13 protein-coding genes and 1 pseudogene are annotated in these 8,917 nt (G+C 46.5%); 12 read left to right on the top strand and 2 right to left on the bottom strand.

Annotated elements, in window-relative coordinates:
- Window positions 1–283: 283 nt before the first annotated feature.
- The gene (locus BV375_RS00470; protein WP_243713789.1) at window positions 284–1,060 is read right to left on the bottom strand and encodes a dioxygenase; all 777 of its coding nucleotides are present in this window, start codon (window positions 1,058–1,060) and stop codon (window positions 284–286) included.
- Entirely contained in the window at window positions 1,057–1,188 is a 132-nt protein-coding gene (locus BV375_RS38540; protein ID WP_279432882.1) for a hypothetical protein, read from the bottom strand. The genes BV375_RS00470 and BV375_RS38540 overlap by 4 nt, the downstream gene beginning before the upstream one ends.
- Window positions 1,189–1,970: 782 nt before the next feature.
- Between BV375_RS38540 and BV375_RS00465 the strand changes: the two genes are divergently transcribed.
- The 12 genes and pseudogenes from BV375_RS00465 to BV375_RS37880 all read left to right on the top strand — a co-directional run bounded on the left by BV375_RS00465 (window position 1,971) and on the right by BV375_RS37880 (window position 8,468).
- Window positions 1,971–2,717 (top strand): SDR family oxidoreductase, encoded by a 747-nt coding sequence (locus BV375_RS00465; RefSeq protein ID WP_086756103.1) that lies wholly within the window; start codon window positions 1,971–1,973, stop codon window positions 2,715–2,717.
- A 480-nt stretch (window positions 2,718–3,197) separates the two neighbouring features.
- Entirely contained in the window at window positions 3,198–3,377 is a 180-nt protein-coding gene (locus tag BV375_RS35640) for a hypothetical protein (protein WP_134075830.1), read from the top strand.
- Window positions 3,378–3,381: 4 nt separating this feature from the next.
- Complete coding sequence (locus tag BV375_RS00460) at window positions 3,382–3,960, top strand: TetR/AcrR family transcriptional regulator (protein ID WP_086756100.1); 579 nt, start codon at window positions 3,382–3,384, stop codon at window positions 3,958–3,960.
- A gap of 78 nt (window positions 3,961–4,038) precedes the next feature.
- Window positions 4,039–4,644 carry a glutathione S-transferase N-terminal domain-containing protein gene (locus BV375_RS00455; protein WP_086756097.1) on the top strand — a complete coding sequence of 202 codons (606 nt, stop codon included), beginning with the start codon at window positions 4,039–4,041 and terminating at the stop codon, window positions 4,642–4,644.
- A 42-nt stretch (window positions 4,645–4,686) separates the two neighbouring features.
- Window positions 4,687–5,427 carry an SDR family NAD(P)-dependent oxidoreductase gene (locus BV375_RS00450; RefSeq protein ID WP_086756094.1) on the top strand — a complete coding sequence of 247 codons (741 nt, stop codon included), beginning with the start codon at window positions 4,687–4,689 and terminating at the stop codon, window positions 5,425–5,427.
- A 13-nt stretch (window positions 5,428–5,440) separates the two neighbouring features.
- Entirely contained in the window at window positions 5,441–5,650 is a 210-nt protein-coding gene (locus BV375_RS00445; protein ID WP_086756092.1) for a hypothetical protein, read from the top strand.
- 140 nt (window positions 5,651–5,790) lie between these two features.
- The gene (locus tag BV375_RS00440; RefSeq protein ID WP_134075832.1) at window positions 5,791–6,129 is read left to right on the top strand and encodes a DUF4277 domain-containing protein; all 339 of its coding nucleotides are present in this window, start codon (window positions 5,791–5,793) and stop codon (window positions 6,127–6,129) included.
- 44 nt (window positions 6,130–6,173) lie between these two features.
- Window positions 6,174–6,506, top strand: a complete 333-nt coding sequence (locus tag BV375_RS00435) for a hypothetical protein (protein WP_086756089.1) — start codon at window positions 6,174–6,176, stop codon at window positions 6,504–6,506.
- Between the two features lie 4 nt (window positions 6,507–6,510).
- Window positions 6,511–6,843, top strand: coding sequence for a hypothetical protein (locus tag BV375_RS00430; protein WP_086756087.1), 333 nt, complete (start codon window positions 6,511–6,513; stop codon window positions 6,841–6,843).
- A gap of 111 nt (window positions 6,844–6,954) precedes the next feature.
- Window positions 6,955–7,167, top strand: coding sequence for a hypothetical protein (locus BV375_RS00425; RefSeq protein WP_086756084.1), 213 nt, complete (start codon window positions 6,955–6,957; stop codon window positions 7,165–7,167).
- A 16-nt stretch (window positions 7,168–7,183) separates the two neighbouring features.
- Window positions 7,184–7,990, top strand: a pseudogene (locus BV375_RS00420) (CHAT domain-containing protein); the annotation flags it as partial.
- A 280-nt stretch (window positions 7,991–8,270) separates the two neighbouring features.
- Entirely contained in the window at window positions 8,271–8,468 is a 198-nt protein-coding gene (locus tag BV375_RS37880) for a hypothetical protein (RefSeq protein WP_243713788.1), read from the top strand.
- Window positions 8,469–8,917 lie beyond the last annotated feature (449 nt).

Here is an 8,917-nt window from a genome sequence, read left to right as displayed (position 1 = left end):
CCTTGCAACCCTTGCTATGCATTGCACACGAATTTTGTCAAAGGGGGAAGTTCAGATTAAGAAGGCACAAGTACGAAGGCAGAAGGCAGAAGGAGACCCTACGCATAAATGCGTTCGCGCAGCGTCTCCGTAAGGAGAGGAATTTCATAAAGTTGCTACGCATTTATGTTTCTCCATACTTAAAAGCAGGGGCTGTCTTACCGTATGGCAGAGAGAAGTTGCAAGGAGGGTTTCCCTTCGGGCAAACTTCGGAAGCACAGAGGACTTATGTTTGTATAAAAGCTTACAATATTTCTTTCTGCCCTCTGCCCTCTGCCCTCTGCCTTTCTTCAATAACGGGTTTCAACACAAAATCAAATTCCGTTGTGTAAAACGGTTTACTTTGATTCCGTGCCTTGAGTTCGTCTGGTGCTTCGTGCTTTTGTAATTCAATGATCGCTGAGCGCACTGCAAAGATTGTATCTGAATCCAGGTGAGGATCGCCAGCAATAAAAATTTGTGTTGTCAGCGACGTGTACTCTGGGGCACTGACTTTGAAATGGATGTGAGCTACCCGCCAGGGATGCCGTCCCAACAGTCGCAACAACTCGCCAGATGGACCACTGACTGGCACCTTGTAACCTATTGGCACCACGGTTTCAAATATGTACTTTCCACTCTCGTTCGTTTTGAAACGTCCCCGAAAGTTGCCCGGCTGCTGAGATGGATCTTGGATGTCATATAATCCTTTGGAGTTGGGCTGCCAAACATCAATCACAGCATTGGTGATCGGTTGACCGTTCAAATTTAAAACCCTGCCTGACAGGAAAAGCGTATCACCCTCTGGATCAATACCCAAGCGATCGCCCAACTGCCGTTCTAGTAAATTCGGCACATACAATGGTCCTTCTAAATTGCTTTCTGTACCACGATGGGCATCATGCAGCAATTCTACCAACTCTGAGATCCCTAATAGATCTGTTAACAGATGAATTTCTCCAGTGGGGATCTCCTGAGTGTGATGACTTGCAGAGTTGAGAAAATTACGTCCTTGCTGCAATTCTGACTCAGTCAGATTCACCTCACGCACAAACTCATGCAAATGTCGAACCAAGCTCGTGTAAATTTCATACAGCCGGGGGTGAGATTTGCCGCGATCGCCATGATTAATAACGGCTTGAGGATGGTGTCAAGCGTGATGTTCTGCATGATTGAACTCCTTTTTAGACTAATGATGGTCGTTTTAACGTGAGTTCGATGGCTTGAAAATGGCACAAAAAAGGCGCTCGACTGTCATATAAGCAAAAATAAACAAGAGACATCTCCAAAATATACTATTTTGGAGATGTCTAAAGTGTAAAGCAACAACGCTTGACCAAAACTTATTCTCTCGTGAATTTAGCTTTTACTTTGCGCTAAAAGAATTGCAAATATTGACCCGCTTCATTGCAAGTGACAGCTCATTAGACAGCACCGCGCACTAGGCAGTAGATGTAGGAAGGGAATAAGTAAAAATTACCATTTTTTCCCATTCGTGCAACAATGCTACTTATGTCTATTCAAGATTAGACACACAACGGAATGGCACGCTTGTTAAGCTGAAGGGTAGGCAGTGTAAGGATTGCAAAGGGGCCGGGGTGCAGGGGGGGGAATTTCTATTTCTTCTGGGGAGCAACGCGATGCAAGTGAGGTGGCAAAGCTGGGAAAGAGAAAGAAATTAAGTGAATTTAGTAAAGTTTTAGTAGCAAAACTTACTAAAACTTTCTCTTTCCCCCCCAGCTACCCCAGCTACCCCCGCTTCAAGAGATCATTTCACGACGATCTCACTTTTTCGCGTTGCTCCCTTTCTTCTGTTCGTATGCCTTGAACTTCTCCTTTCTCCCCTGCTCCTCCGCTCCTCTGCACCCCTGCTGCCTCAACGATTTTCTCTTTACAAGCGTGCCATTCGACACACAACGAATTAGCCAATTTCTCATCGCACGGTGTCGAACATGAACCACACACTCAAGAATAAACGCGCACTCGTTACTGGAGGCAGTCGCGGGATCGGGGCCGCCATCGTTAGGCGGTTGGCCAGTGAAGGTGCTGATGTCGCCCTCACCTATACCAGCTCGCCCGATCAGGCTAACGAGACCGTGCAGGCGGCGCAGGCGCTAGGCATCCGGGCTTTTGCCATCCAAGCCGACAGCGCCGATGCCAGTGCAGTGGTCGCCGCTGTTGAGCGCACGGTGTCCGAATTGGGGGGCATTGATATCCTCGTCAATAATGCGGGCGTACTGGTGATCGCTCCAATCGACGATTTCACGCTCGCGGACTTTGATCGAACCCTCGCCATTAACGTACGTGCCGTGTTTGTTGCGACGCAAGCCGCAGTCAAGCACATGAAAGAGGGCGGACGCATCATCAACATCGGCAGCACCAACGCCGAACGTATGCCATTTATAGGCGGCGGTGTTTATGCCATGAGCAAATCTGCTCTGCAAGGACTCGTGCAAGGGCTGGCTCGTGACCTCGGGCCGCGCGGGATTACAATCAACAACGTGCAGCCTGGCCCCATCGCTACGGATATGAATCCTTCAGACAGCGAGTTTGCACAGATGCTCAAAAAGCAGTTCATGGCGCTGCCCCGCTATGGAACTGTTGAGGAGATTGCAGGGATGGTCGTTTATCTGGCTGGTTCTGAGTCCGGTTACATTACTGGCGCAAGCCTGATGATTGACGGAGGGTTCAGTGCATAACTACCGTAGGCTTTCCTGGGAGATTCCAGCAAATCGAGTAATTTTTCCAAGACAGGCTGCTACAGACGAACACCAACACAACCTGGCGCTGCACCCGACCACCTAGAGCTTCGCTTTTTGGTTCCTCACTTTGTCGCTACCCTGATAATGGCTATGATCTTGGTCGTTATACGCCTGACTTATTCAAGTCACATCAATATTTAGATATGGTCATGGTCAGTCGCACTACACGTTATTAGGAGAACGTGGAATCGGCGTGTCAAACTCTTCTCACTTCATTCTTCTCCCCCACGCGTAAGCCGTACACAGGAGAAAAAGCCAGTGCTGAGCAAGGAAGTTAGGCGGTCGCTCCTCGCCTTTACCCTTATCAACAGCGCCTTTAAAGAAGTCAATTAATTCCGTTTCTTACTCAAGAGGCTTAAAAGCGCTCCGAACATAATTGATTCATGATTATTACTTGATGGGCATTGAGAAAAATCTATGTCAAGCGTTCGCTCTGAGGGTAGATACCGCAGACTCAGTGCCATGTTGGTTTCAGCTAAGGGCGTACAACTCTATTTCTATACAAAGGCAAATTTGTGCATCGGCAGTTACTTATACCGTTTCGGCACGGTGATGCCATCTGGAGTTGACAGCCCAACTTACTTACTAGTAAGATAGTAAGATGAATACAGCAGACACTCGAACCAAAATCCTGGATGTTGCCCAAGACTTGATTCAACGAGTCGGAGTCAACGCTATGAGTTACCGCGATATCAGCGAGGCAATAGGAATTCGCAACGCAGGCATTCACTATCACTTTCCGACAAAGGATGGGTTGATTTCAGCCTTGCTAGAGCGATACAGCGCTTACGTTTTAGGCTTATTAGATCAGACCATTGCATCACCTGAGTCAGCAGAAACTAAATTGCGTCGTTACTTTGCTCTGTTTGAAACAACATTATTGAGTGGCAATCAAGACAAAGTGTGTTTAGGTGCCATGCTTGGGGCAGAGAACGAAAGTCTAGATTCTTCTTTAACAGAACAAGTTGCAAATTTTTACCGTGCAAATGAGAGCCGCTTAGTGGTAATCCTCACTGAAGGTCAGCAATCTGGAGCATTCAAGTTTGCTGGAGATGCAGAGACGATGGCTGTTTTAGTGTTTTCAACGCTACAGGGCGGCCTGCTGCTATCCCGTGTAAAAGGGAATGTAGCTGAATATCGAGCCATGCTTGAACGCCTAATTATGGTGGTCAAAGGATAGCTCTTTTTTTTATCCTTTAGCTTACTTACTAATAAGTAAAAGAAAATTGTCATATACAGATACTTTGAGGCTGTGGGAATGAAATTAATTGGAACCTACTTTTCACCATTTTCGCGCCGTGTTGCTGCTGCATTAATTGCTCTTGGCATTCCCTATGAGCATGACGATCTCAATGGATATAAAGATCCTGAACGTGCTCGTCAACTCAATCCTGTTGGCAAAGTGCCTGTGCTGGTACTCGACAGTGGAGAGCATTTGATTGATAGCGCTGTCATCCTTGACTATCTAGATGAGTTGGTTGGTACTCAGAGATCGCTAGTTCCAACTGCTGGAGAAGCCCGCCGAGCGATGCTCCAACTTGCCGCTATCTCAACCACAATCTACGAGCAGACAACTGCCCGCGATTTTGAAGCTCGGCGAACCCAAGATTGCATTCAGCCCAATTTAATCGAGAGGTATCGCCTGCAAACTATTGGCGGATTGCAAGCACTGGATGCCGCTTCAAGTTTGCAAGGATTGATCCGCAAAGCACCGTTGAATCTAGCCACCATCAGTGCTGTTGTTGCCTTTGAATATGCCCAAATGCTGCACCCCGATCTCGATGCGGCAGCGATCGCGCCGTCCCTAGCTCGGGTTGTTCTCGATCTGGGCAACGAGCCAGCATTTCAACAAACCCGTCCATAGAAATTTGTGCTTCCCATCGGGAGCCATACAGGAGAAAGTCCCATGAAACAGAAGATTTGTCTGATTACAGGTGTAGGTGGCGCAACCGGAGCAGCGATCGCCCGCCGTTTTTCTCAAGATGGTTACAAAGTGGCAATGCTAGCTCGAAAACGGGAACGGTTAGAGCGACTGGAGCAAGAAATTAAATCTAGCAAGGCATATGTGTGTGATGTGGGGAATCTGGATGCGCTAACCCAGACAATTGAATCCGTTCGTATCGATCTGGGGGAGCCGATAGTCTTAGTTCACAATGCAGTTTCTGAAACCTTTGCCACTTTCTTAGATGCTGACCCAACTGCCCTGGAACGTAACTTTCGGGTTAACACCACTTCACTCCTATACCTGGCTCGTGCGCTAGTTCCGACGATGATTGACTCAGGTGGAGGAGCGATCGTTGTGACGGGAAATACCTCCTCACTTCGAGGAGTGCCCAATTACGCTTTATTTGCACCAACTAAAGCTGCACAACGGATTCTAGCCCAATCTTTAGCACGCGAGCTGGGACCATTACGAATTCATGTGGGGTATGTAACTATTGACGCGGCGATCGATGCGCCTTGGTTAGGTGAAGATGGTCGCACTCGCCCTGCTTGGTTAGAACCTCCAGAGGGTTGGAAGTACAGGCGGGATGAATACTTTGCCCATGCAGATGCGATCGCAGCAGAGGTATTTCATATCGCTCATCAGCATCCTTCAACCTGGTCATTTGACCACATCATTCGCCCGTTTGCAGAAAAGTGGTAACGAGGAAACTAATATGTTATTAATTCATCGGGCAATTCCAGATAGCGAAATTTGTCAAAAAGCAACGCAACTGGTCACAGAAATTTCACCCACCTTTTTGTGCCATCACTGCATTCGGACTTTTCTGTTTGGTAATTTACTAGGTCAACGAGATGGACTTAAGTACGATCGCGAATTACTCTATCTTGGTGCTGTAACTTACCGTTCGCGCAATCGAGGATGAGTTTGGTGAAATAGGTGAAATAAGGGAGAGTATCTAAGCAGGCGATGGCGTTCCGCCCACCGTAGGCGATCGTTTTCGGCATCCCTCGTGCCAGAAAGAAACTTGTGTATGGTGTAACGGTTTAATGGTAAGTGTGAGAAATGGCACATTTACCCCAACAAATAATCTCAGAAAGAATTGATGATGTTGTTCTGCTGCTAGAGGTGATGAAAAAAATGGGGCTGCCAGAAATCCTCAACCAATATTTGCCACGGCACTGGAAACAAGAAGGACTAGATTGGGGATGGGTAGCTTGTATTTGGTTATCATATATCATCTCACAGGGCGACCACCGAAAAGTACGTGTAAGAGAATGGGTAGAACAACGACACTACACCATAGAGCAAGTATGCGGCATCAAAATTAGAGAAACTGACTTTACAGATGACCGTTTAGGAATACTGTTGAAGCGTTTAAGCAAGCCCGAAACTTGGAAATAGAACGGTTTCTGACGCAAAACACCATCCGAGCCTAAGACTTAGCGGTGGAGCAAGTGCGTTTAGACGCAACAACAATCAGTGGACACCATTTAATCAGCGAGTCAGGTTTATTCCAATTTGGACACAGCAAAGATGACCCGAATCTACCACAAGTAAAACTGATGATGGAGATGATTGATCCATTGGGGATGCCCCTTGTTACCCAAGTGGTGTCTGGAGAACAAGCAGATGATGGGTTGTACATTCCTGCCTACCAACAAATTGCTGCCACGTTGAACAAAAAAGGGTTGTTGTTTGTTGATGACTGTAAAATGAGTTCACTATCAACACGCTGCAACATACATATTCAGGGAGATTACTACCTATGCCCATTATAAGCGTGTGGGTAAAACTCCAGAACTGCTTGCTGGCTGGATAGATGATGCTGTCATGGGTAAATTTCCACTTGTTGATATCAAGCGAACCAGTGTTCATCACAACAGTGAAACCAGCCCAGACTTGGATTGCCTTGAAACAACTATCGCCACTGGCTATGAGGTGTGTCGTCATGTCGAGGTTGTTGATGAACAATTGCCATTACTATGCTGGCCAGAAAGGGTGTTGATTGTTCACTCATCAACACTTGCAAAGCAACAGTTTCACCCGATTAGAGAAGCGACTTCACAACGCACAGCAGAAGTTGATGGCGTTAACTCCACAAAAAGGTCGTGGTAAACGACAAATCAACGACCTACAGGTTTTATCGTTATCCGCAATGAAACTGCTATTGCCCAAACTCACAAAACTTTTGGCTGGAGAGCTTTTGTCAGCAATGCTCCCAAGAGTATGTTAGGAGTTGAACAAGCTGTACTGACTTATCGAGACGAATGGATTGCTGAACGTGGTTTTCATCGCCTTAAGGGTGCGTCAGTTTCCATTGCTCCCATGTTTGTGCAACGTGACGACCAAGTTACCGGGCTGATTAATTTACTGAGTCTAGCCCTACGTTTGCTGACAATTATCGAGTTTGTTGTCCGACGGCAATTGACTGCAATTTAGGTCAACTCCTCACGATTCGCTGTTTTTGGTGCCTTTTGCCGCTTTACAAGATCCGCAGGGTAAATACCTGATTGAAAAACATACAATTATTACAGCGCCATCAATTCAGGTTTTAGCTTTAACTCATCAAAAACAACAGAGCCTTGGCTTCAAACTTGGCTCTAGCGCTCAAAATCCCCCAAAAGTTACTGTTCCAAGAAATGTTGTAGTTGTAGGCAATCCTGTGATGCCTTTTATGGGAACGCCACCCCAGCAATTAGATAATCTTCCTGGTGCTGAGGAAGAAGCCAAAGAGGTAGCTCAGTTGTTTGGTACTCAAGCGATTACAGGAAAAGTTGCCACTAAAGAAGCCATTCTCAAGTTACTGCCCCAAGCACAATTAATTCATTTCGCAACACATGGAATATTTGATAGTGTACAGGGGTTGGAAAGTGCGTTAGCTGAAGGCTTTGGCGGAGCCATCGCTCTCGCACCCGCTGGTAAGGACTCAGGCTGGCTCACTGCCAATGAAATCCTCGATTTGAAACTGAATGCTGAATTAGCTGTCTTAAGCGCCTGTGAGACTGGCAGAGGTGAAATTACCGGAGATGGAGTTATTGGACTGTCTGGCAGCTTAATCTCCGCAGGCGTATCCAGCGTGATTGTATCTCTCTGGTCAGTACCGGATGCTCCCACTAGTGAGTTGATGAAAGAATTTTATCAAAATCTACAGCACAATCCAGACAAAGCCCAAGCACTACGGCAGGCAATGCTGTCTACCATCAAACAGTACCCTTCTCCCAGAGATTGGGCAGCATTTACGCTAATTGGTGAAGCACAATAGTAAATTTTTTGTACTCTTGCACAGCGGCTATTCGATCATAAGGCTAGTCATGCGCCTATGTCGTAGGCGATCGCCTAGAAAACTCGTTTTGTCTCTAGTGTTGTAGCCGCTTCGTCATATCAAAACAACCAGAGCCAAATTGCCAAACAAAAAGCCCATACATAGAAAATCAAGAGCTAAATTGCAAACACTCACTTTCTCTGTAATTAACACCCCTTAGAATTTAACCGAACCGTATTAGGAACGTACCCAAGTACCCAACAGCTACCAGTTAGGTGAAGTGTGCCAAATCTTAGCCAAAGACAATCCCAAACTCAGGGCCAAAGGCGCTTGTTGGGCAATTGTCACTCAAGTGAATGACTTCAGTTGCACCGTGAGGACTTGGGATGGCGAACTAACGGTGGGACTGAAGCATCTGAAGTCTTACGAGTACCTAGCGGAGGATTGCCAGCAGGTGCAGGAGATATGCGATGCCTGACGGCAAGCCGCAAAGCGTCTACGCATATCACAGGTGTATTATAGTGGGCTGGAGGAATCGTGCAGAAGTTTTTGGAATCGTTGGGGAAGCTGAAGCGGGCTTATTTGACGGGGTTGGAGGAAAAGGTGTTGAGGGTGCTGGAGTCTGAATCCGCGATGAGAGAAATTCCTGAACAACTTTATTAGTTAAATGGTATCCATGACTTTAAACAAGCGGTGAAAGTTTGTACATCAAAGGCAGGCATTGACTTTTCACTAATGCAACCCACTACACTGACTAATTGACGACGATTGATAATCGGCTCCACCATCAAATACCCATAAAGAGACTTGTGAAAAAAGTACACTTTCGAGGACTAGGCGCAATGGGCCGTCATGCCTAGTATAGAAATTGATTTCGTTCTCCACTGGACGAAGCATTTAATTTATCAGTCAAGCAGGTAGTTTAAG

Source organism: Nostoc sp. 106C, assembly GCF_002154725.1.
Lineage (GTDB): Bacteria > Cyanobacteriota > Cyanobacteriia > Cyanobacteriales > Nostocaceae > Aulosira.
This window is presented reverse-complemented; position numbering and strand designations above follow the sequence as displayed.